General features: G+C 73.3%; 14 protein-coding genes and 1 pseudogene. 9 read left to right on the top strand and 6 right to left on the bottom strand.

Features of this window, described 5'->3' with window-relative positions:
* Positions 1 to 52: 52 nt before the first annotated feature.
* Positions 53 to 451 (top strand): hypothetical protein, encoded by a 399-nt coding sequence (locus tag ACFYWQ_RS22870; protein WP_389518710.1) that lies wholly within the window; start codon positions 53 to 55, stop codon positions 449 to 451.
* 283 nt (positions 452 to 734) lie between these two features.
* On the opposite strand, the gene ACFYWQ_RS22875 is transcribed toward ACFYWQ_RS22870, so the two are convergent.
* From ACFYWQ_RS22875 to ACFYWQ_RS22885, 3 genes are all read right to left on the bottom strand, one after another.
* Positions 735 to 1,553: a class I SAM-dependent methyltransferase gene (locus ACFYWQ_RS22875; protein ID WP_389518711.1), complete on the bottom strand. Its 819-nt coding sequence runs from the start codon at positions 1,551 to 1,553 to the stop codon at positions 735 to 737.
* A 158-nt stretch (positions 1,554 to 1,711) separates the two neighbouring features.
* The gene (locus tag ACFYWQ_RS22880; protein WP_389518712.1) at positions 1,712 to 2,941 is read right to left on the bottom strand and encodes a PP2C family protein-serine/threonine phosphatase; all 1,230 of its coding nucleotides are present in this window, start codon (positions 2,939 to 2,941) and stop codon (positions 1,712 to 1,714) included.
* Between the two features lie 141 nt (positions 2,942 to 3,082).
* On the bottom strand, positions 3,083 to 3,595 hold the full coding sequence (locus ACFYWQ_RS22885) for an NUDIX hydrolase (RefSeq protein ID WP_389518713.1): 513 nt from the start codon (positions 3,593 to 3,595) through the stop codon (positions 3,083 to 3,085).
* Between the two features lie 236 nt (positions 3,596 to 3,831).
* Here ACFYWQ_RS22885 and ACFYWQ_RS22890 point away from each other — a divergent pair, with 236 nt between their 5' ends.
* From ACFYWQ_RS22890 to ACFYWQ_RS22900, 3 genes are all read left to right on the top strand, one after another.
* Positions 3,832 to 5,592 (top strand): hypothetical protein, encoded by a 1,761-nt coding sequence (locus tag ACFYWQ_RS22890; protein WP_389518714.1) that lies wholly within the window; start codon positions 3,832 to 3,834, stop codon positions 5,590 to 5,592.
* Entirely contained in the window at positions 5,538 to 5,843 is a 306-nt protein-coding gene (locus tag ACFYWQ_RS22895; protein WP_389518715.1) for a hypothetical protein, read from the top strand. Before ACFYWQ_RS22890 ends, ACFYWQ_RS22895 begins: the two co-directional genes overlap by 55 nt.
* Positions 5,844 to 5,991: 148 nt before the next feature.
* Complete coding sequence (locus ACFYWQ_RS22900; RefSeq protein ID WP_389518716.1) at positions 5,992 to 9,759, top strand: S8 family serine peptidase; 3,768 nt, start codon at positions 5,992 to 5,994, stop codon at positions 9,757 to 9,759.
* A gap of 61 nt (positions 9,760 to 9,820) precedes the next feature.
* On the opposite strand, the gene ACFYWQ_RS22905 is transcribed toward ACFYWQ_RS22900, so the two are convergent.
* The gene (locus ACFYWQ_RS22905; protein ID WP_389518717.1) at positions 9,821 to 10,216 is read right to left on the bottom strand and encodes a nitroreductase/quinone reductase family protein; all 396 of its coding nucleotides are present in this window, start codon (positions 10,214 to 10,216) and stop codon (positions 9,821 to 9,823) included.
* Positions 10,217 to 10,513: 297 nt separating this feature from the next.
* Here ACFYWQ_RS22905 and ACFYWQ_RS22910 point away from each other — a divergent pair, with 297 nt between their 5' ends.
* From ACFYWQ_RS22910 to ACFYWQ_RS22920, 3 genes are read left to right on the top strand one after another with little or no spacing between them, the layout of a single operon-like run.
* Positions 10,514 to 11,788, top strand: a complete 1,275-nt coding sequence (locus ACFYWQ_RS22910) for an MFS transporter (RefSeq protein WP_389518830.1) — start codon at positions 10,514 to 10,516, stop codon at positions 11,786 to 11,788.
* A gap of 11 nt (positions 11,789 to 11,799) precedes the next feature.
* Positions 11,800 to 12,474 (top strand): response regulator transcription factor, encoded by a 675-nt coding sequence (locus ACFYWQ_RS22915; protein WP_389518718.1) that lies wholly within the window; start codon positions 11,800 to 11,802, stop codon positions 12,472 to 12,474.
* Entirely contained in the window at positions 12,474 to 13,871 is a 1,398-nt protein-coding gene (locus ACFYWQ_RS22920; RefSeq protein WP_389518719.1) for a sensor histidine kinase, read from the top strand. The genes ACFYWQ_RS22915 and ACFYWQ_RS22920 overlap by 1 nt, the downstream gene beginning before the upstream one ends.
* On the opposite strand, the gene ACFYWQ_RS22925 is transcribed toward ACFYWQ_RS22920, so the two are convergent.
* Together ACFYWQ_RS22925 and ACFYWQ_RS22930 are read right to left on the bottom strand one after the other, a co-directional pair.
* Positions 13,862 to 14,821 carry a TAXI family TRAP transporter solute-binding subunit gene (locus ACFYWQ_RS22925; RefSeq protein WP_389518720.1) on the bottom strand — a complete coding sequence of 320 codons (960 nt, stop codon included), beginning with the start codon at positions 14,819 to 14,821 and terminating at the stop codon, positions 13,862 to 13,864. The genes ACFYWQ_RS22920 and ACFYWQ_RS22925 overlap by 10 nt on opposite strands.
* Positions 14,822 to 14,927: 106 nt before the next feature.
* The gene (locus ACFYWQ_RS22930; RefSeq protein ID WP_389518721.1) at positions 14,928 to 18,068 is read right to left on the bottom strand and encodes a family 78 glycoside hydrolase catalytic domain; all 3,141 of its coding nucleotides are present in this window, start codon (positions 18,066 to 18,068) and stop codon (positions 14,928 to 14,930) included.
* Positions 18,069 to 18,725: 657 nt separating this feature from the next.
* Here ACFYWQ_RS22930 and ACFYWQ_RS22935 point away from each other — a divergent pair.
* Together ACFYWQ_RS22935 and ACFYWQ_RS22940 are read left to right on the top strand one after the other, a co-directional pair.
* Positions 18,726 to 20,732 carry a HelD family protein gene (locus ACFYWQ_RS22935; RefSeq protein WP_389518722.1) on the top strand — a complete coding sequence of 669 codons (2,007 nt, stop codon included), beginning with the start codon at positions 18,726 to 18,728 and terminating at the stop codon, positions 20,730 to 20,732.
* Positions 20,733 to 21,048: 316 nt separating this feature from the next.
* Positions 21,049 to 23,376 (top strand): annotated as a pseudogene (locus tag ACFYWQ_RS22940) (AbfB domain-containing protein); the annotation flags it as partial.
* Positions 23,377 to 23,411: the final 35 nt, after the last annotated feature.

Genomic DNA, 23,411 nt, shown 5'->3' on the forward strand with positions numbered 1-23,411 from the left:
CGCCGTCCTCCGCGCGACACCGTTCGCCATGCACGGAAAGCCGAGGAAAGTCATGACGATCACCAGCCCCTCCTCCCGGGCCCGGCTGCGCCGGGCCGTCCTGGCCGGCGCGGCGGCGACGGGGGCCGCCCTGTCCCTGCTGACCGTGGCCCCGGCGCAGGCCGCGCCGGACACCACTCAGGTGTACGTGTGGGCCACGAACGTGAACATGCGGAACTGCGCCGGCTTCGAGTGCGAGCCGTACGACCGCGTGCGGATCAGCCGGATGCACGTCACCGCGTACTGCCAGAGCCAGGGCGACGTGGTGCGGGACTCCGGCTACGTCAACGACTGGTGGGTGCAGGTGGACGCGGGCGGCCCGCGCGGCTGGATCAGCGCGGTGTACGTCCGGGGCGGCAGGGACATGCAGCCGATCCCCGGCGTCTCCCAGGACTTCGAGGACTGCTTCTGACCAGGCGGGTGTCCGACCGGTCCGGTGTCCGGGCCGGTGACCGGTGCGGTGTCCGGTCTGGTGTCCGGTCTGGTGTCGGGTCTGGTGTCGGGTCCGGTGACCGACCGGGCGCCCGAAGTCCGACGGTCCGGTGTCCGGCCCGCCTGATGTCCGGCCCGCCTGATGTCCAACCGGCCCGGTGTCCGGCCGGCCCGGCTTCCGACCGGCCCGGCTTCCGACCGGCCCCGCTTCCGACCGGCCCCGCTTCCGACCGGCCCCGTCTCGGGCGACTCCGGCCGCCGCCTCAGTGCCGCTGCCCCCATGCCATCGCCATGCCCGGTCCGAGTTCGGCGAGTCGCGGTGAGTCCAGGTACGCCAGGGCCTCGTCGACGGCTTCGGCGTCGACGTGTCCGGTCGCCTCCAGCGCGGGCCGCATCCGGCGCCAGGTCTCCGACCAGAAGCGGGCCAGGGGGCTGCCCGCGACCAGGGGTGGGCAGACCAGCTCGGCCGCGACGTTCCGCAGGCCTTCCTCCCTCAGGAAGCGCGGGTACGCCGGCACGGAGGAGGTGTCGGTGCCGATCGTCGTCCTGAGCGCCTGCCACATGGCGTCCATGGTCCGCCGGTAGGCGGAGGAGGTGTCGAGGACGTCGGGCAGCTCCACGGCATCGCCGAGGACCAGCCAGCCGCCGGGGTTCAGCCACCCGGCGAGCCGCGAGACCAGTCGGCGGCGTTCGGGCAGGTGCATCAGGACGAACCGGGCGTGGACCAGGTCGAAGCCGCCCGGTCGCAGGCTGTCGTCCGTCAGATCGGCGGTGAGCACCCGCAGTCGAGGGCTCTCGAGGGCGGCCAGCGCGCCGGTGTCCCGGTCCAGGGCGACCACCTCCCCCGCACCCGCCTCCTCCAGCAGCCAGCGCGCCACCGTCCCGGTCCCGGCGCCCACCTCCAGGCAGCGCCAGCCCGGTCCTGCGCCCAGCGCCCGCAGACGGCGTGTGGTGACGGGGTCGTAGACCAGCGCACCGGCGTCGATCCGCCCGGCCTCGTGCGGGTCCTGCGGCTCGAACAGGTCCCTCCCGTACCGGCCGGCGCCGGCCCGCGCCCCGTCCGGGACGTGCGAACCCGTCATGGCCGGACCTCCTGGATGCCTGTATCCACGCTAGATCGGTCGCCGGGAGGCCGCGACCGGCGCCCGTGACGGGCACGGTGAGCGCCGGTCGGCGGCCGCGGCGGGTCCGCCGGCACCTGGTCGGCGCGGAGCGTGCGGTGCGCACCGGCGGACCGTCGTCACAGCCGGACGACCACCAGGGCGGTGTCGTCGGTGTTGCCGGACGGGGGGAGGAGGTCCGCCAGCAGGGCGTCGGCCAGGAGTTCCGGGGCGGCCTTCCGGTGGCGGGTGAGGGAGCGGCCGAGACGGACCAGACCGGCGTCGATGTCCTCGCTGCGGCGTTCGATCAGACCGTCCGTGTACAGGACCAGCGTGGCGCCCGTGGAGAAGCGGACGTCGGCCTGGGGGCGGGCCATGTGTTCGGGGCGGGCGGCGAGCGGGGGGTCGGTGGCCCGGTCGAGGAAGGTGACCGTGCCGTCGGGGTCGAGCAGGGCGGGCGGCGGATGGCCGGCGCAGCTGTAGGTGATGGTGTGCCGGTCCCGGTCGACGAACGCGGTCACGACGGTGGTCGCCTCGGCGCCCTCGACGGAGCGTGCGTACAGGCCGAGGGCCTCCAGGGCCTGGGCGGGACCGTCGGTGACGCGGCAGGCGGCGCTCAGCGCGCTGCGCAGCTGGCCCATGGCGCAGGCGGCGGCCAGGCCGTGGCCGACGACGTCGCCGACGGCGATCGCGAGGTTCCCGCCGGGCAGGTCGACCAGGTCGTACCAGTCGCCGCAGACGTTCAGGGCGCCGACGGCGGGCCGGTAGCGCACGGCCGCGCCCAGGGGGCCGGCCGGGCCGGGTGCGGGCAGCATCGCCGCTTGCAGGGCCAGGGCGACCTCGCGTTCGCGGGCATGCGCGCGGCGCAGCCGTTCGTTGATCTCCTGGAGTTCCCGGGCCCGGGTGTACAGCTCGGCCTCCAGCACGCCGGTCCGGCCGTCACCGCCCCGGCCGCCGCGGGCGCGGATGAGTTCGGTGACCTCCTCCACCCGGTGCACGATCAGCGCGACCTGCCCGTCGGGGCCGGGGACGGGGGCGTTGATCGGGCTCCAGTAGTGCTCCTGCCAGCGGCCCGGCCGCATCGGGTCCTCGATGTCGTAGCGCAGCAGCGCCATGGTGTCGCGTTCGCCGGTGGCCACGACGCGCAGCATCGACTCCCGGGTCTCCCTCATGCCGGCCGCGGCCGGGTCGTTGGGGTTCTCGGGGAAGACGTCGAAGATGTAGTGGCCCAGCAGTTGTTCACGGCTGCGGCCGGCCAGCCGCAGGAAGTCGTCGTTGGCGTCGGCGTAGACCAGGTCGGGGGTGAGCAGCGCCACCATGCCGGGCAGGGCCTGGAAGACCGCCGCATAGTCGATCTGCGCTTCCCGCATGTCCTGCCTGCCTCGGCGTCCGGTCTCACGTGTGAGGTTCCACGATAGGAGCCGACACGTCCGCACGCCGGACGCGGCACCCGGACAGCCGCCCGCGGGCAGCGGGCGTGCGTGGTCCCGGCCGGTCACCGTACCGGCCGCTCAGCCTCGCGGACGGCGGGAGGGACCGGAGGGCGGCTCGCGCGTGAGCCGGGCGAGGTGGGCGTCCAGGGGCTGGACCCGCGCCGGGAGGACCTCCCGGAGGTCCCACCAGCGGACGGCCGCGATCTCCTCGGTGGCCCGGAAGTCCCGGAGGCGGGTGGTGCGTCCCGCGAACAGCGCCGCGTACTCGGCCCGCCGGTCGGGCGCGAGGACGAAGCCGGCGTAGCCGACGAACCGCAACGGCCCGTCCGGCCGCTGGCCGCTCTCCTCCAGCAGCTCGCGCGTGGCCGCCCGGCGCGGGGTCTCGCCCTCTTCGACACGCCCGCCGGGCAGCTCCCAGCCCTGGCGGAACCGGTCGAAGACCATGAGGACGCGGTCGGCGTGCCAGAGGGCGACCAGCGCCGCCGGCAGCGGCGCGTCACCGGGCGGCGTGCCCTCGGCCCCGCGGAGGAACACGACGAGGGTGTTGCCGCGGTCGTCGACGGCGAGCGGAGGAACCGTGGGGTCGAGCACCTCGCCATGATGACCGAGCACCTCACCGCGACTGCCGAGCACGTCGCCACGACGGCCTAAACACCTCACCGCGACAGCCGAGCACGTCGCCACGATGACCGAAACACCTCGCCGCGACAGCCGAGCACGTCGCCATGACGGCCGAGCACCTCGCCACGACGGCCGTGTGCGGACGTCGGCGGAACGCGCCGGCTCAAGGCGGCGGCGGAACGCGCCGGCAGTGCGCGCGTGCCCACGTGCCGGGACCCCTCGGAGCTGCTCGACCCGGGCGCTTCTTCCCCACCGCCGACGCGATCGAGCGCCACCTGCTCGGCGCGTTCCTGCCCGCCGCGTTCGCGGACGCGGGACCGCATGCGAGGTCGGAGGCGGTGCGCCGGCTCACCCTGCTGGCGGGCGAGCTGCACCGGCGTGGCACGACCCGGCTGGCGTGGTGGGAACTGGAGTCGCTGCTGCCGCGCGCCCTGCGGGTGTACGCGCCGGGGCTGCTGTCGATGGGGCTGCTGTCGGCGCTGGCCCTGCCCGTCGCCCTGGCCCGGGCCACCCGTGACCTGTCGGGCGTCGAGGACGCCGTGTCGCTGGCCGCCGCGCTGGTGGGGCAGACTCTGGGGTTCGCGTTCGGGGTGATGTTCCTGCTGCCGTCCGGCGGGAGCCGGCCGGCCCGGCGGTTCCTGGTCCGGCAGACGCTGGTGACCGCGTCGGTGAGCGCCGTGCTGTGGGCGGGCTTCGCGGCCGCCGACGATCTGCGGTTCGGGTTCCGGTTCGGCGGGGTGACCGACGGCTGGCTGCCCGACCTCCTCGGCGGCTGTCTGTTCTCGCTGCTGTTCACCCTGTTCTTCGGCATCGCGGGGCTGTCGCGGCGGCCGGTGCCGCTCGGGCTCCCCTGGAGCGGTGCGGCGGGGCGGGCGGCGGCCCGGGTGTGCGGGTCGGCCCTGCTGCTGGGCGGGACCGCGACGGCCGGCGCCGCGCTGCTCGGCCGGTCCGGCGGTCCCTGGGCCCCGCTGGTCGGCATCACCTGCGCGGGTGCGGGGGTGGTCCTGCTGGTGAGCGGTGGCCGCCGCGCCGGGGAGGAGGGCGGACGGCCGCCGTGGGCCGGGCGGGTCGCGGGCCGCTTCGCGGCGGGCGCCGTCCGGGGCACCGCCGCCGCCCTGCTGATCGGCGTCACCACCTGCACGGCGGCGGGGCTCACCGCGGCGGGCGTGACCCTGTTGAAGTCCGCCGGCCCGACCGCCGGCCCCACCGCCGGCGTGGACGGCTGGAGCTACGCCGAGCGGCACGGCGTCCGCACGGCGGCCACCCGACGGCCGGTGCGCGGCACGGTGCTGTTCCCCGGCGGCGGGGCACGGCCGGTGGCCTATCCCGAGGGGGCGAAGCCGCCGGACTGCGTGGTGCCCCTGCTGCGGGACCGCCGGTGCGTCGCGTTCGTGTCCCGCCACACGGTCTTCGAGTCCCGGGACGGCGCGGTCGCCGTACGTCTCACCCTCGCGGGCCCGCGCGTCGACGGGCCGGCGACGACAGACACACGGACGGTGGACCAGCGGACGGTGGACCAGCGGACGGGGGACCCGCCGACCGCCGGACGAACGGCGACGGGCGCACGGACACCGGCGGGTGCCACGACGAGGGTGGCCTACGCGGCGAACCTGCGGTCCGTGCTGCCGGAACGGGCCCGGGCCTGGCTCACCGCGGGCACGGCCACGGGTCTGCTCACGCGGTTCCTGCCGACCTTCGTGGCCGCCGGGGTGGTGATCGGTGTGGTGGGCGGGTGCGTGTGCGGGGTCTACCGCGCCCTGAGCGTGCCCTCGGACGTCATGCGGGCCACGAGCCCCGGCTCCTCGCTGCGCACCGACCGGACGGCGGCGTCCACCCGGGGGCGGTCGTCGCGCTGCTCGTGGCGTTCGTGTGCGTGCCGGTGCTGGCGCTGCCGGGTGACCGGGGCGGGCTGGTGCACATCGGCACCCAGCTGTGGCTGCCGCTGGGCGCGGCGGCGCTCGCGCTGAGCGCCTGGGGGCGCTTCACCGTCGCCCGGTTCTGGCTCGCGGCGACCGGGCGGATGCCGTGGCGGCTGATGACGTTCCTGGAGGACGCCCATCGCCGCGGTCTGCTGCGGCAGTCCGGCGCGTCCTTCGAGTTCCGCCACGTACGGCTCCAGTCGCACCTCGCGGGCGAGGGGCGCGAGGCACGGGCGGGCACACCCTCGCGGGCGCCGGGTGCCTCCCTGGACGGCCCGAGCCGCCAAGTCGGCGCCTAACCGGACGCACACCCTCCTCCCACTCAACTCACCCGTGTTTCATAGCTGTTGCCAATGGGATGCCAATACTCACGGCCCCTTCCCTAGATCGTCTTCGTCGGCATAGATTCCCGTCGGCCTGAACATCCATTCAAGTCGAGGGAATCCTTTGACACTTCATCCGTCCGGAAGAAGGCGCCGCCTGCTCGTGCTCGCGGCCGCCCTCCTGGTCACGGCGGCGACCCCGCACGTGGCCGCCTCCGCAGACACCGCGCAGTCCCGTGGCACGGCCGGCACGGCACGCGCCGCTGACAACGTTGCCACCTCGGTCGTCACCCTGATCACCGGCGACAAGGTCACCATCGTCCCGGCCGCGGGCGGCGGCCCCGGCACCCTCACGGTGCAGGGGCCCGACGGTGAGCCCGCCGCGGCCCGTGTGCTGACCGTGGGCGGCGACACCTACGTCTATCCCGACTCGGCCCGCCCCTACATGGCGTCCGGCGCCCTGGACGACCAGCTGTTCAACGTCACCCGGCTCGTGGCCGACGGCTACGACGACGCCTCGCTCGCGCACCTGCCGCTCATCGTCACCTACGGCGGCAAGGACGCCTCCGCGTCCACCCTGCGCAAGCGCGCCGTCGCCCTGCCCGGCGACGTCACGGGCGTACGCCCCCTCACGAGTGTCAACGGCGTGGCCCTCGCCGCCGACCGCGAGGACACCGGCGCGCTGTGGACCGGGCTCACCGGAACGCCCTCCGGCACCGAGGGCACCGAGGACGTACCGGACGGGGACGCGGCCTTCGACGGCGGCGTCGTCAAGGTGTGGCTCGACGGCCGGGCCGAGGCCACCCTCAGCGACTCGGTCGCCCAGATCGGCGCGCCCGAGGTGTGGGAGGGCGGCGACACCGGCGAGGGTGTCGACATGGCCGTCCTGGACACCGGCTACGACCAGGGCCACCCCGACCTGAAGGACGCGGTCGAGGACAGCGACAGCTTCGTCCCCGGGGAGGACGTCACCGACCGCAACGGCCACGGCACGCACGTCGCCTCCACCATCGCGGGCAGCGGCGCCGCCTCCGACGGCAAGGAGAAGGGCGTGGCCCCCGGCGTCGACCTGCACGTCGGCAAGGTCCTGTCCGACGAGGGGTACGGCTACGACTCCTGGATCCTCGCCGGCATGGAGTGGGCGGCCCGCGACGTCCACGCCCGGGTCATCAGCATGAGCCTGGGCAGCGGGGTGAACGCCGACGGCGACACCGTCCTCGCCCGGGCGGTGAACGAGCTCAGCGCCGAGACCGGCGCCCTGTTCACCATCGCCGCCGGCAACGACGGCCCCGGCGACCGGACCGTCCGGTCGCCCGGCACCGCGGACGCGGCGCTGACCGTCGGCGCGGTCGACTCCTCCGACGCCCTCGCCGACTTCTCCAGCCGCGGCCCCCGCTACGGCGACGACGCCCTCAAGCCCGAGATCACCGCGCCCGGCGTCGGCGTCCTGGCCGCGCGCTCGCAGTACTTCAGCGAGGGCTCCGGCTCCTACATCAGCCTCAGCGGCACCTCCATGGCGACCCCGCACGTGGCCGGCGTGGCGGCGCTCGTCGCCGCCGCCCACCCCGACTGGACCGGCAGCCGTATCAAGGACGCCCTGGTCAGCACCGTGAAGGCCACGCCGGACATCCCGGCGGACGACGGCGGCAACGGCCGGGTGGACGCCGCGGCGGCCGCGACGGCCTCCCTCACCGCCACCGGCACGGTGGACGCCGGCATCCACTCCCCCGGCGAGGCCGCGGGCACCGTGGCGAAGACGGCGACCTGGACCAACACCGGCGACCGGGCCGTCACCGTGGACCTCGCCGTGGACGCGCCCGGCGTGCCCGCCGGCGTCTTCACCGTGTCCGAGGACCGTCTGGAGGTCCCCGCGCACGGCACCGCGAGCGTCACCGTCACCACCGACCCGGACAAGGCGGGCGAACTCCAGCGCCGGACGGGCCGGCTGACGGCGTCCTCCGGCGGCACCGTGCTCACCCGGACCCTGCTCGGCGTCAGCACCCGGCAGCAGCTCTTCCACGTCCGCAGCACGGTCACCGGCCGCTCCGGCGAGCCCACCTACGGCTCCCTCACCTTCTACCGCAAGGGCGACGAGTACGCCGGCGCCTACATCTTCGGGGACGGTCGGTCCGACGAGATGCTGCCGCCCGGCCGCTACACCGTCTACGCGGACTTCCGGGTGGAGGGCGACCACGGCGCGGCCTCGGCCGGTTACGCGCGCCTGGTCCTCCCGCAGGTGGAGATCACCGGCACCACCGACCTGGTGTTCGACGGCACGACGCTGCGGGAGATCTCCGCGGTCACCCCGCAGAAGACCGAGAACTTCTCCCGGCGCCTGGACTACTACCGCGCGTTCGACGACGGCTCCTCGGTCGTCGACAGCACCCTGATCGGGGACGGCTGGGACAGCATGTGGACGGCTCCGGCCAAGAAGCCCGGCGACGGCGAGCAGTACGTGACCGCCCGCTGGCGCAACCAGGAGCCGCTGCTGACGGTGACCTCCGGCGGGCAGGAGTTCGACGACCTGTGGATCATGCCCGGTTCGGCGAAGCTCCCCGAGGACGACTACGACCTCGACCTGATCCACCCCGGTGACGGCCTCGCGGAGGACTACGAGGGCGTCGACGCCGCCGGCAAGGCCGCCGTCGTGCCCTGGGACTCCGACGACGAGGACACCGCGGACGACCAGATCAGGGCCGCGCAGAAGGCCGGCGTGAAGCTGCTGCTGTTCGTCAACGACCTGGACGGGCGGCTGCGCGAGGCGATCATCAAGTCGTCCATCGAGGTGGTGGGCCTGTCCCGCACCGAGGGCGAGAAGCTCCTCGCCCGCGTCGACGCGAGCGCCACCGGCAGCGTGCCCCTGCGGGCCGTGTCCCGGCCCGACACCGACTACCTGTACGACCTGGTCCGCACCTGGAAGGACCGCATACCGGCGCATCTCGTCTACGCGCCCGGCACCCGGCAACTGGCCCGCGTGGAGACCTCGTTCAGCAACCCCACCGGCCGCGAGGTCTACGAGAACCGCTACGACGTCCACCCCTGGACCGCCTACCGGGTCGGCACCAACCGGCTCAGCACGGCCGGCGCGCACCGCACCGACTACGTCAGCACCGACAACTCCTTCACCTGGACCGAGGAGGGCGAGCTCCAGTCCCTGTCCTACAGCGCCTCCGGAGCCGTCAGGTACCCGGCCGGCCGGACCACGGACGTGGAGTGGTTCGGGCCCGTGGTGCGGCCCCGCGTCAACGGCGGTGTGGCGGCGCCCGTGCGGACCGGTGACGAGATCGACGTGACCCTGCCGTCGTGGGGCGACTCCGGCGGCGACCACGTCAACTACGCGGCGTTCGGCAGCACGTCCACCACCCAGAAGACCTCGCTGTACCGGGACGGCTCCCTGGTCGCCGAGGGCGGCGCCGGGGTGACCGCGGCCGTGCCCGCGGAGAAGGGCGCCTACCGCCTGGTGCACGAGGCGACCCGTACCGCCACGGCCGCCTTCCCCTACTCGACCGCCACCCGCACCGAGTGGACCTTCACCTCGGCGACGCCCCGCACCGCGGACGCCGGCGAGCAACTCCCGCTCGTGCAGGTCGACTACACCCTGCCGACGTCCGCCGACGGCAAGGCGGCCGCGGACGCCTCGCTGCTCGTCACGCCGGTGCACCTGGAGGGCGGCCCGAACGCGGCCCTGCGCACCCGCCAGGTGGAGCTGTCCTACGACGACGGTGCCACCTGGACGACGGCACGCCTCACGGGCAGGGGCGACGGCACGGTGAGCGTGCGCCTGCACGCCCCCGCCCCGGCCCAGTTCCTCACCCTGCGCGTGCACGCCGGTGACAGTCGCGGCAACACCGTGACGCAGACCGTCGTACGCGCCGCGGGAATCGCCGGATGATCCCGGCGTGACGGCAGCCGCCCGGCGGTCCCTCGACGGCCGCCGGGCGGCTCCTCGCACGTCAGCCGGTCAGGTCCACCCGCACAGTGAGCAGCCCCGTCCCCAGCGCCCGTACCGCCGCGCTGTTGAACCGGGGCAGGGTGCGCAGACGGGCGACCGGGTCGTCGTCGGGCATCAGGTACGCCGTGCCGGTGTGCCAGCGCCCCCGGATGCGCACCCGTACCCGTGGATCGGCCGCGATGTTGCGGACGTACTGCGAGCGCTCCCCGAACTCCGACACCAGCCAGAAGGAGTCGCCGACGCGCCGGCCGCCCAGCGGGGTGCGGCGGGGCAGGCCGGAGACGCGGCCGGTGGTCTCCAGGACCGTGTGGAACGGCAGCCGGCGCGTGAGCGGGTTGGCGACGTACCGCTGGAAGGCGGTGGTCGCGCGGAAGCGGAGGTCGTCGGGGCGGGGCATCGTCCGTGGGGCTCCTTCACTCGGGGCACTGGTGACTCCATGGTCCCCGACGGGCTCCTGAGCTCCTGGGTTCCTGGGCTCCGAAAGTCTTAAGCGGACGTTAGATCTGGCCGCACCCCCCTGGCTGTCCCCTCGGTGATCGGTCACGCTGCTGCGACCTGCGGTGATGCGGGATCGCCGCGGAAACGCCCCCGGACAGACACCTCGGACAGACAGGAGACACCCGTGTCCACGACGGATGCACGGGCCGCTGCGCGCGGCCCATGGAAGGCGATCATCGGCGGCTCGGTCGGCAACATGATCGAGTGGTACGACTGGTTCGTCTACTCCACCTTCTCCGTCTATTTCGCCTCGGCCTTCTTCCCCGAGGGCGACGCCACGTCCCAGCTCCTGCACACCGCGGGCATCTTCGCGGTCGGCTTCTTCATGCGGCCCGTCGGCGGCTGGCTGCTGGGCCGGCTCGGCGACCGCAAGGGCCGCAAGACCGCCCTCAACGTCACCGTCATGCTGATGTCGCTCAGCGCGTTCCTCATCGCCGCCGCGCCCACCCACGCCCAGGTCGGCTACTGGGGGGCGGTCGTGCTGCTGCTGGCGCGCATGTTGCAGGGCATGTCGGTGGGAGGCGAGTACGCGGCCAGTGCGACGTACCTGAGCGAGGCGGCGCCGCCCGGACGGCGCGGCTTCTTCTGCAGCTTCCAGATGGTGTCGATGAAGGTCGGCCAGCTGATCGGGCTCAGCCTCCAGATCCTGCTCCAGCGGACCATGTCGGAGGAGACGCTGTCCTCCTGGGGCTGGCGCGTCCCGTTCATCGTCGGCGCCCTGGGCTGCGCGGTCGTGTTCTACCTGCGCCGCAGCCTGGTCGAGACCGAGGCGTACGAGAAGGCCGTCGAGGAGGCGGCGCGGGAGAAGGAGCGCGGCACCCTGCGCGGCCTGTGGCAGTACCGGCGCACCGTGGCCCTCGTCGTCGGCTTCAGCATGGGCGGCACGCTGGCCGACTACACGTACTCGACGTACATGACCAAGTACCTGTCCAACACCGCCGGGCTGAGCAAGACCGACGCCACGCTCGTCAGCTTCGTCGCGATCCTGGTCTTCATCTGCGTGCAGCCCCTGGCCGGCGCGCTGTCGGACCGGATCGGCCGCCGCCCGCTGCTGATCACCTTCGGTGTCGGCGCGATGCTGTTCACCGTCCCGCTGATGACGGCGCTGGGGCACGTCTCGACGTTCGGCAGCGCGCTGCTGCTGATGGTGGCGGGGCTGCTGATCATCACCGGCTACACCTCGATGAGCGCCCTGGTGAAGACCGAGCTGTTCCCCGCCCGCATCCGCGCGCTGGGCGTCGCCCTGCCCTACGCCCTCGCCAACGCCCTGTTCGGCGGCACCGCGGAGTACGTGGCGCTGTGGTTCAAGGACGCCGGGATGGAGTCGGGCTTCTCGTGGTACGTGACGGCGTGCGCGGCGGTCTCGCTGGTCGTGTACCTCACCATGCGCGAGACGAAGGACGTGTCGTTCTCCGGGGGCGGCTCCGGGACCGAGCGGCCCGCACCCCGGACGGCCGAGGTCACGGCCTAGTCTGGGGCACCATGCACGTGCTGCTGATCGAGGACGACGAGCGGCTCGCCGACGCCCTCGCCCTGGCCCTCCGCGAGCGCGGGCACTTCGTCGAGCGGGTGTCCCGCGCCGACGAGGGCCTGCGCCGCAAGGACCGTGCCGACTTCGTGCTCCTCGACCTCGGGCTGCCCGACATGGACGGCCTGGACATGCTCCGCCGGCTGCGCCGTGTCTCGTCCGTTCCCGTGATCGTGCTGACCGCGCGGGGGGACGAGCGGACCGTGCTTCAGGGCCTGAGCGTCGGGGCCGACGACTACCTCACCAAACCGTTCCGGGTGAAGGAGCTGCTGGCCCGGATGGACGCGGTGCGCCGCCGTGTCGGGCAGGGTCCCGCGGCCGCCGTACGGGAGCCGGAGCGGCAGGAAGTCGAGGTCGGGGACGTCGTCATCGACCTGGCTTCGCGGACCGTCACCGTGGCGGGGCGGGCCGTCTGTCTGACGGCCCGCGAGTTCGACGTCCTCGGTCTGCTGGCCCGCGCCCCGGGCGTGGTCAGGAGCCGTGCGGAGATCATGGACGCGGTGTGGGGTGACGCCTTCCTCGCGGCCTCGCGCTCCCTCGACGTCCATGTGTGGGGCATCCGTACGAAGACGGGCCGGCCCGACCTGGTCCGTACGCTGCGCGGCGTCGGCTACCGGCTGGGGAGCTGATGCGCCGCCGGCTCCTGGCCACCTACCTCGCCCTCATCGGCGGGGTGCTGCTCGCCCTGGCCGTCCCCCTGGGGCTGGCGTACGCCCAGGAGCGCACCGCCGAGCTGCTGCTGGCCCGGCGGGCGGACGCCACGCGCCTCGCGGACCTCGCCGAGCAGGCCATCCAGGAGAGCGACGTGACCGTACTGCGGGCCGAGGTCACCCGCTACGCCTCGCTCTACGGTGCTCCCGTCGAGATCCGCCGGGGCACCGGCGGGGTGCTGGTCGAGGCCGGGGGCGGGGTGCCCCGCAGTGCCGTCCCGCTGCGGCGGGCGCTGGCCGGCCGGACCACCGAACACCTCCCGCTGGTCACGCCGTTCGGCCCGGACCGTGTGGTGATCGCCGAGCCGGTGGGCAGTGACGCCCAGGTGATCGGTGTCGTGCTGCTGGCCGCGCCGACCTCCGAGGCCCGTGGCGACGCCGTGCTGGTGTGGCTGGCCCTGGCGGCGGCCGCCATGTGCGCCTTCCTCCTGGCCGTCGAGGCCGCACGCCGGCTCGCGCGCTGGACCCTGCGCCCGGTGGCCGAGCTGGACGCGGTCACCGAGGCCATCGCCCAGGGCCGGATGAGCGCACGCATCGCCGACACGGGCGGCGGGCCGTCCGAACTGCGGCGGCTGGAGGACCGGTTCAACGCCATGGCCGATGCCGTGGCCTCCGCGCTGGACAGGCAGCGCGCCTTCGTCTCCGACGCCTCCCACGAGCTGCGGACCCCGCTCGCGGTGCTCTCGCTCCGGCTGGAGAACCTGCGCGGCCACCTCACGGAGTCGGGCGCCGAGCGGTACGCCCGGGTGATGGAGGAGATGGACCGGATCGGCGCTCTCCTGGAGGACCTCCTCACCCTCGGGCGCATCGAGACGAAGGGGCCGGCGCAGGCCCGCAGGGTCGACCTCGTCGCCGAGCTCGAACGCCGGCTGCGGGTCTGGACGGAGGTGGCCGACGCCGCCGGGCTGACCCTGCGCACCGTGCTGCCCGGCACCCTGGTGGCGCTCTGCCCGCCCGACACCGTGGGCCGCGTCACCGACATCGCCGTCGACAACGCCGTCAAGTTCGTCCCGCGCGGCGGGCACATCACCGTCACGCTGGCGGACGGCGCCGAGGAGGACGGTGACGTCCTGCTGAGGGTGGAGGACGACGGGCCGGGGCTCGACGCGGAGGAACTCGACGCGGCCCGGGGCCGCTTCTGGCGTTCGCCGCGGCACGGCGGCGTCGACGGCAGCGGCCTCGGCCTGGCCATCGCCGACGAACTGGCCCGTGCGGCGGGCGGCACGCTGGTGCTGCGGGCGGGCCGGCCGCGGGGACTCCTGGTGGAGTTCAGGCTGCCCCGGGCCGGCCCGCGGCGGCCGGGCCGTCAGCCGTAGACGCTGCGGTAGTAGCGCACGGCGCCGGTGTGCAGCGGCACCGGACCGGTGCCGATGGCGTACCGCTCGTCGAGGTAGGCGCCCGGCACCTCGGGCCCGGGCAGGGTCAGCCGGGCCGCGAACATCGTCCGGGTCACCTGGTAGGCCGCCTCGTCGGGCAGGCCGGCGCGGGCCATCAGGTAGGTGGGGACCCCGACCGTGGGTACTTCCGCGGCCTGTCCGTAGGTGCCCGCGGGGATCGACACGTCCACGTAGGCCGGTCCGTGGGCGCGGCGCAGGATCTCGGCCAGCCCGTCCAGCGGCACCAGCGTGATGCGCCGGTCGTCCGCCAGGGCGCGGACGGCGCCGGCCGGTACTCCGCTGGACGCGAAGAACGCGTCGATCTCGCGCCGCCGCAGGGCCTGGACCGAGTCGTCGAGTCCGAGGTAGCGGGGGCTGATCCGGGTCCCGACGCCCGCGGCGGCCAGGACGCGCTGCGCGACCGTGACGGTCCCCGACTCCCGCGCCCCGAGGGACACCCGCAGTCCGGCGAGGTCCGGCACGGAGGTGACCTCCGTCCCGGCGTGCGTCACCAGGTGGGTGTAGTTGAGGTAGATCCGGGCGAGGGCGGACACCGGCTCGGGAGCGGCGAACGCACCGGCGCCCTCGAACGCGTCGGCGGCGCTGTCGCCGAGGGCCAGGGCCAGATCGGCGTCGCCCGCACCGAGCAGACGCAGGTTGCGGACGCTCGCCGACGTGTTGCGGACGCGCAGCGACAGGGAGGGTTCCCGCCGGTTGATCTCCCGGGCCAGCCGTCTGCCGAAGATGCCGTACGGCGCTCCCGCCAGCCCTGTGGCCAGGACGAGCGGCCGCTGCCGTATCCTCGCCGGCCCGGCGGCGGGGCCGGCCGCGGCGACGGCGGTCGCCAGGGCGAGCAGCGAACGTCGGGCTACCTGCGGGCGGGCGGTCACCCGACGATGGTAAGCGCGTCCGCCGGACGGGTGTCCGTCAGCCGGTTCCGTCGGCCGGGGCCGCCTCCGTGCCGGGGCGCGCGGTGGGCGCGCCCCGAGGTGGGGGTCAGGTCAGCGTGGCCGTCACCTCGTAGCGGCCCGACGGCAGCCGGTAGGAGGCAGTGCCGTCCGCGTGGCCGAGGTAGGTGACGCCGTCGGCCCGGGACAGGGGGGTCCGGCCCTCGCGCACGGTGTCGGGGTCGGAGGTGGGCAGGCTCAGGGTCGCCGTGCTGTTCGCGGGGACCGTCGCGCGGTAGGTCAGCACGCGGTTCCGTACCGTCCACGCGCTCTCGATCGTGCCGTAGGGCGACAGGTGGGAACCGGTCACCCGGGTGATCTTCCCGGTGGGGTCGGGGTGCGGCCGGAGGAAGAAGTGCCGGAAGCCCGGGTGGTCGGGGTCCTTGGCGATGCCGGCCATGCCCTCGTACATCCACTCCATGATCGCGCCGTAGGAGTAGTGGTTGAACGAGTTCATCTCCACCGGGCCGAACCCGTCCTCCTCGGAGTACGAGTTCCAGCGCTCCCAGACGGTGGTGGCGCCGTTGCGCACGGAGTACAGCCAGGACGGCATGGCGTTCTGGTGGAGGAGCCGGTAGGCGAGGTCGGCGCGGCCCTCGTCGGTGAGGACGGGAGCCAGGACGTTCACCCCGAGGAAGCCCACGGAGAGGGTGTCCTCGGCGTACCGCACCCGGGTGCTGTCGGGGTGGGCGGCCTTGTAGGCGGCGTCGTTGCCGATGTTCTCGGCGAGCAGCGCGACCAGTTGGCGGCGCTGGGCCTCTGTGTCGTACAGGCCGAGCTTGAGGACCCACAGCAGCGCGGTCTGGCTGTTGTCCTCGGGTGCCTCGCCGATGAGCGGCTTGCCGCCGAGGCTGGAGCGGACGGTGAGCTGTCCGTCCCGGGTGGTGAGGTACTTGGCGGTGAAGGCGCGCTTGATGCGGGCGAAGAGGTCGTCGTAGGCGGCGGCCTCGGCGGTGCGTCCGGTGGCGCGGGCCATCTGGGCCATCAGGCGGGTGCTGTGGCCGTAGTAGACGTCGCTCATCAGCTGGGTGCCGGTGCTCTGGGGGGCCAGCCAGTCGGCGAACAGGGCGCCCTGCCCGGCGTAGGTGTCACCGGTCCTGGCGCGGATCCAGTCCAGGTAGCGGGTCATCGCGTCCCAGCTGCGGTCGACGACGGTGGTGTCGCCGCTCATCTGCCACACCGTCCAGGGGACGACGACACCGCAGTCCGCCCAGCCGCTGACCGGGGCCTTGGCGTTGTACCGGTTGCCGGGTGCGACGGCGGTGAACTGGGCGCCGTCGAGGCCGTAGATCTGCTGTGAGTCGATCAGGGTGTCCTGGAAGTGCGACAGGAAGGCCGTCGCGTCGGCGTTGTACAGGCCGGTGCCCGCGAAGACCTGGGTGTCTCCGGTCCAGCCCAGGCGTTCGTCGCGCTGCGGGCAGTCGGTCGGTATCCAGAGGTAGTTGCCGCGCTGTCCCCACCGCACGTTGCTGATCAGCTGGTTGACCTGGTCGTCGTCGGTGGTGACGGAGCCGGTGTCGCGGGTGGCGGAGGTGGCGACCCGGCCGGTCAGGCCGGTGAGGGTGACCTCCTGGGTCGCGGTGACCGACACGTAGCGGAAGCCGTAGAAGGTGAGGGAGTCCTGGTGGGTCTCGCCCCGCTCGTCGCCCCGCAGGACGTAGGTGCTGGTGGCCTTGGCGGTGCGCAGGTTCTCCCGGTAGACGGAGCCCGCGGGGCCGTCGGCGCCGGCACCGTCGTCGTTGAGCATCTCGCCGAACTGGAAGGAGACCTCGGCGCCCGCGGGACCCTTCAGGGTGTAGCGGGGGACGCCGACCATGTTCTGGCCGAGGTCGAGGACGGCCGTCTCGCCGGGGCGCAGGGTGGTGACGGCGGCGGCCGCCGCGGCCGGGTCGGTGACCGTGCGGGCGGCGTCGACGACGATCCGGCCCTTGCCGTTGGCGCTGCCCGCTTCGCCGGTGACGCCGGTGTACACCGTGACCGACCGCGCGGTGCGGTCCCACTCGGGTATCAGCCGGGCGGTCTCGCCCTGGTGGGCGACGAGCCGGACGCCGGGGAAGCGGGTGGCGTGGTCGTGCTCCTCGACGGCGTTCCAGGCGGAGGCGTCGAAGCCGTTCGCCGTCCAGCCCGGGATCTCCTTGCGGGCGTCGTAGGTCTGCCCGTCGTAGATGTCGTCCGCGCGGTAGGGGCCCGTGTCGGTCGCCCGCCAGCCGGCGCCGGGCGCGGTCACCAGGGTCCGCGTCGAGCCGTCGGCGTAGCGGACCAGGAGCTTGGCCTTGAGGGCGAGCCGGTTGCCGTCCTCGGCGAGGTAGGTGCTGCCCTCGGAGACGCGGCCGTTGTACCAGCCGTTGCCGAGCACCGCCGCCAGGGTGACCTGCCGCTCCCCCGCGACCAGGTCGGTCACGTCGTAGGCCATGTAGTCGACGGTCCGGTCGTAGTTGGTCCAGCCCGGCGTGAGCAGTTCGAGCGTGGTGCCGTCGCCGTGCGGCACGGTGACGCGGTGTCCGTTGACGTACGCCTCGTAGACGCCGAGGGCGGACACGTACAGCCGGGCCGCCTCGATCCGGCCGCGCCCGAGCGACGCCTGTCCGCGCAGCAGCGGGGCGCCGGCGCTGTTCGGTTCCTTGCCCGCCATGGTGATCCAGCGGGCACCGTCCCAGCCGGTCACACCGTCGGTGCCGAGCAGACCGGTCTCGAAGGACGCGGTCGGGGCGCCGGTGACGGGGCGGCCCTTCTCGTCCCAGGCGCGGACCGTCCAGTGGTAGCGCGTCGAGCGCCCCAGCGGTTCGCCGCCGTAGGGCACCGCCACCGAGTCGGCGGAGGTGACGCGGCCGCTGTCCCAGACGTCGGCGCGGCCGCGGGCGAGCCGTTCGGCCGAGGAGGCGACCAGGATCCGGTACGCCGTCTGGCGCCGGCCGCGGACCGGGGACTCCATGCGCCAGCCGAATCGCGGGCGGGCGGCGTCCACGCCGAGCGGCTCGGTGCGGTGCTCCACGGTCAGGCCGGTGACGGACGTGCGTGAGGCGGCGGACGCCGTGCCGGCGGCCGGGGCGGCGGACGCCGGGACCGCGGCCGCCGGGGTGGCGCCGCCGAGACCACCGGCCAGGGTGACCGAGGCGGCTCCGAGCGCTGTGGTGAGCACGCTCCTGCGGCGCACGTCCCCGCTTCTCGCGCGATCTGCTCCATGGTTCATGCCGTTGTCCCTCCGGCCGCTTGGAGTTGTATCGATTCAGTCCGACTGGCGGACGAAGTTAGCGACGACAGGAGGGGCTGTCCACACTTTCAGCAGGCACCGTTCCCCTCGCATCGCGGACGTGGCGCCACCCTCACGCTAAAGGTGAGGGTGAGAGTTGAAACCGTTCAATGCTCGTTTCGTCGCACGCGCCGGCCCGAGACCGGGCCGCACTGCACCCGTCGGTCCCATCCCGGCTTCCCCGTGGCCGGATGCGGGTGACGGGGCATCAGGCGTGGGATGCGTGAGGTCCGGCCAGGACCCTTCCCCCTTTTCCCGAGCGCGGCAAAAAATCGCCGGTATCCAAGGGCGGGATCACCCCTAAGGCAGGCGGGCATCGGGAGCGCATTCAGCGATATACGGAACGGCGGAATGCGTAATACGCCATACGGCCGGCCGTCATGGATTCAGTCGCAGGGCCATGACTTCACCAAGTAAGTCAAGACTTACCTTTGGGGGACTTCGACCGTACGGTGTGGCTCGAATCGAAGGAGCCCCCTGTTGTCGAACATGAATGATCCCGCTGTGCGCGCGGTTGAATCGGAGCGGGATTATGTGTCCTCCTTGTACGAGTTGCTCACCGAGCGGATTTCCGAGGCGCAAGTACACCGAGCGAATGTGCTGAAGGCCCCGGCGGACAGCGTCGGCGAGGCATACGAGAGAGAAATCGCGGCCGAGCGTCTGACCAAGGAGATCGGCCGGCTGGAAGGCGCCGAAAAGGGGCTGGTCTTCGGGCGCATCGACCGGACGGACGGCACGGTCCTGCGCATCGGGCGGATCGGACTGCACAGGGAGGAGGACGACCTGCCTCTGCTCGTGGACTGGCGCGCGAACGCGGCAAGGCCCTTCTACGAGGCGACACCGGTCCACCCGATGGGCCTGCGGCGGCGCCGGCACCTGCGCCTCGAGGAGCGCATGGTCGTCTCGGTGAGCGACGAACTGCTGGACGGGACCGCCCCGACCGACGAGGACGTCGTGGGGGACGGCCCGTTGACCGAGGCTCTGTCGGCACGGCGTACGGGCAGGATGCACGCGGCCGTCGCGACGCTGCGGGCCGAGCAGGACGCGATCGTCCGCTCCGCCCACCGCGGGGTGACCGTGGTGCAGGGCGGGCCCGGCACCGGCAAGACGGTGGTCGCCCTGCACCGGGCGGCCTACGTCCTGTACGCGTTCCCGCGCGCCGCGGAGGAGGGTGTGCTGGTGGTGGGCCCGAACGCCCGGTTCCTCGACTACATCTCCCAGGTCCTTCCCTCGCTCGGGGAGAACGACGTCGTTCTGGCGACCTGCCGGGAACTGGCCGGAGTGCCCACGGACACGGACACGGACACGGGCACGGGCACAGACACGGGCACGGGCACGGTGGATCCGTTCGATACGGCGCGTCTCAAGGGCGGCCTGGACCTCGCCGACGCCCTGGCCGGCCTGCTGCGCGTCCACCAGGCCCCCGCCGGTGACTTCACCGTGCGGATCGGACAGGAACCGGTTCACCTGTCCGGCGACGAGGTCGCCATGGCACGCGACGCCGCCGTGGCGGCCGCACCGGGGCACAACCCCGCGCGCCAGGTGTTCAAGGAACTCTTGGTCGACGCCGTCACCGACGCGATGCAACGGGACATGGGCGACCTCCTGGAGCAGATCGACGCCGATGCCGAAAGGATGACGGGCATCGACCTCGACCGGTTCACGGGAGTCGCCCGGCGCCGTGCCGAAGGCGCGGCCGGCTCAGGACCGGTCCACGAACTGGACCTGGACGCCGTCCGAGCCGATCTCCTCGACGACGCCGGCGTCGACCGGGCGGTCGAGGCGTTGTGGCCGCGGCTGGTACCCGGTGACCTCGTGAAGGCACTCCTGACGGACGCCGGCGCTCTAGCCGAGCACCTGCCCCGCCTGACCCCGCGGGAACGGTCCCTTCTGCTGCGCGGTCCGGACGACCCGTGGACCGATGCCGACGTGCCGTTGCTCGACGAGGCGGCGAGCCTGGTCGACGGCCCACCCGAGCGGACGTACGGGCACGTCGTCGTCGACGAGGCGCAGGAACTGACCGCCATGCAGTGGCGGATGATCGTCCGCCGCTGCCCGGCACGGGCGATGACGCTGGTGGGTGACTTCGCCCAGGCGGGCCCGGTCGCGACAGCACGCGACTGGAAGGAAGCACTGAGCCCCCACGTCGGACCGCGGTTCAGACTGCACCATCTGACCGTCAGCTACCGCACCACGCAGGAGATCCTGGAGAGCGTCCGGACCCTGCTCACGCGGATCGCTCCGGACCAGAAGCCCACACGGTCACTGCGAAGCGGTGAGAGCCCTCGCACCGTGACCACACCTCCGGACGGATGGGTCACCGCCGTCGTCCGGGAACTCCGCGCCCAGAGCGCCGCGCACCCGGGCGAGCTGCTGGGAGTGATCTGCGCGGACACCAGGGTGGGTGAGCTGACGGCCCAGGGCGTCGCTCGCCACGCACGCATCGTGCCGGCGTCCGAAGCACGCGGCCTGGAATTCGACGGGGTCGTCGTCATGAACCCCGAGGAAATCATCACGGCCCGCCCCGGTGGGGAAAGGGACTTGTACGTAGCCCTGACCCGGGCCACCAAGCGCCTCTGCACCCTCACCGTCCAGCCCGCCTGACGACTCGGCGCCCGCGTCCTCGCCGCGGGCGCACCCGGCGGGAAGCGGTCCCGGCGGCCGGGCACTCGACCCGCCCGCCAGGACCCCGGTCGGCTTGGGGAGTTGGGGGTTACTGAGTGATTCCGTCGGAGTGTGTTCCGTGCTAGGTTCCCCCACGCCTTGGTCCAGGCCAAATGGGCGGGACCGAGGTGCGGGGTCGGTGACCCCGCGTCGCGCGCCGCTCGCCCCGATCCCGCACGGACTCCCGCACGCCGCCAGGGCCGCCGACCGCGCGGCGCGCCGGGTTCCGCGCACCGTCCCGCCCTGGAGGAGATGGATGCGACGGATCATCGCCTGTCTGGCGATCCTGCTGACCCTGGCGGGAGGCCTCGCCCTCACCGGCACCGCCTCCGCCGCTGTCGTGCCCAAGACACCGCCGTTGACCACTCCGTGGACCGACCAGGTGTCCACCGTCGACCCCCTGCCGGAGTACCCACGGCCGCAGATGACACGGCCGGAATGGCAGTCGCTCAACGGGGAGTGGGAGTTCCTCAACCCGCCGGCCGACAGCGCGGGCGGCGTCGACCGCTACGCGGCGCCGCCACTCGGCCAGACCCTGCCCGAGCGCATCCTGGTGCCCTACCCGGTGGAGTCGGCGCTCTCCGGCATCATGCGCAACGACAACCGGGACCTGATGTTCTACAAGCGCTCCTTCACCGTCCCGCAGAGCTGGAGCGGCAGACGGGTGCAGCTGCACTTCGGGGCCGTCGACCACGAGGCCACGGTCTGGGTCAACGGCACCCAGGTCGCCACCCACCGGGGCGGCTACGACCGGTTCGAGGCCGACATCACCCCCCAGCTGAACGGCGGGACGAACGAGCTGGTCGTGCGCGTCTACGACCCGACCGACGGGCGCGGCGAGAAGCAGCCCGTCGGCAAGCAGGTGAACACTCCCGGCGGCATCTTCTACACGCCGACCTCGGGCATCTGGCAGACCGTCTGGATGGAGCCCACCGCCGCGTCCTCGGTCTCCTCCGTCGACATCACGCCGGACCTGTCGGCCGGCACGGCACGGGTACGGGTCCTCACCCGCGGCGACGTCGGCGGCCACACCGTCCTGGCCGAGGCGATGTCCGGCTCCCAGGTGGTGGGCCGGGCCACCGGCGGCTCCACCGAGTTCTCCGTCCCGGTGCCGAACGCCCGCCTCTGGTCGCCGGACGACCCGTTCCTGTACGACCTGCGCGTCACGCTGCGCGACGCCTCCGGCGCCGCCGTCGACACCGTCACCAGCTACTTCGGCATGCGGGAGATCGGCACGAAGGTGGTCGACGGGGTGCTGCGCCCCACCCTGAACGGTGAGTTCGTCTTCCAGATCGGCACCCTCGACCAGGGTTTCTGGCCGGACGGCCTGTACACCGCGCCCACCGACGCGGCCCTCGCGTCCGACCTCCAGAAGCACAAGGAACTCGGCTTCAACATGGTGCGCAAGCACATCAAGGTCGAGCCCGCGCGCTGGTACTACCACGCCGACCGGCTCGGACTGCTGGTGTGGCAGGACATCCCCTCCACACCCACGTCGGACTCCGACCGCACCCCGGCACAGACCGCCCAACTGGAGGCCGAGGCCCGGGAGATCGTCGACGAGCACCGGTTCTCCCCGGCCGTCGTCGCCTACGTCCCGTTCAACGAGGGCTGGGGCGAGTGGGACCTCGCCGCCACCCGCCGTATCACCACCGACCTGGAGAACCGCGACCCGACCCGGCTGATGAACCCGCACAGCGGCTACAACTGCTGTGCCTCGAAGGGGGATCCGGGCACCGGCGACATCATCGACTGGCACGTCTACACCGGGCCCGACGCACCCCGCCCCTCGGCCACCCGGATCTCCGTCCTCGGCGAGTTCGGCGGCATCGGACTGCGCACGCCCGGCCACGAGTACAGCCCCGACGGCCGGTTCTTCGCCTACGAGCAGGTCGCCGGCCCGGAGCAGCTCAACGACCGCTACACCGGCATGGTCCGCGACGTGCAGCGGCTCATGACCACCAAGGGCCTGTCCGCCTACGTCTACACCGAGATCACCGACGTCGAGGGCGAGTACAACGGCCTGCTCACCTACGACCGGCGCGTGCAGAAGGTCGACACCGGGCAACTGCGCGCCGCGCACGGCGCGCTCATCGCCGCCTCGCGCAACCTCAACGCCCCGGTCCCCCTCACCCTCGGGCACGTCCGGTCGTTCAAGGTGACCACCCCCGGCCACACCGACCACTACCTGCGGCACGCGAACTCCGCCGCCCGCACCGACGTACTGAGCGCCTCCTCCGGCGACGTGGCCCGCCAGGACGCGTCCTTCCGCACCGTCACCGGGCTGGCCGACCCGCGCTGCTACTCGTTCGAGTCGGTGAACTACCCCGGCCGGTACCTGCGGCACGCCGACAGCCGGGTGCGCATCGACACGGACACCGGCGGCTCGTTCGCCGCGGACGCCACCTGGTGCAGCCGGCCCGGCCTCGCCGCGGGCGGCACGTCGTTCGAGTCGCTGAACCACCCCGGCCACTACCTGCGGCACTACGCCGACGCCGTGTACCTCGCCCGCAGCGGCGGCCCGAACGCCTGGGACACCGCGTCGTCCTTCGCAGCCGACGCCACGTGGAACGTCGGCGAGCCGGCGCTGTGGCGCAGCTCCGTGCTGCTGCCCACGGA

The organism is Streptomyces sp. NPDC003247 (assembly GCF_042888135.1).
In the GTDB taxonomy this organism is placed as follows: domain Bacteria; phylum Actinomycetota; class Actinomycetes; order Streptomycetales; family Streptomycetaceae; genus Streptomyces.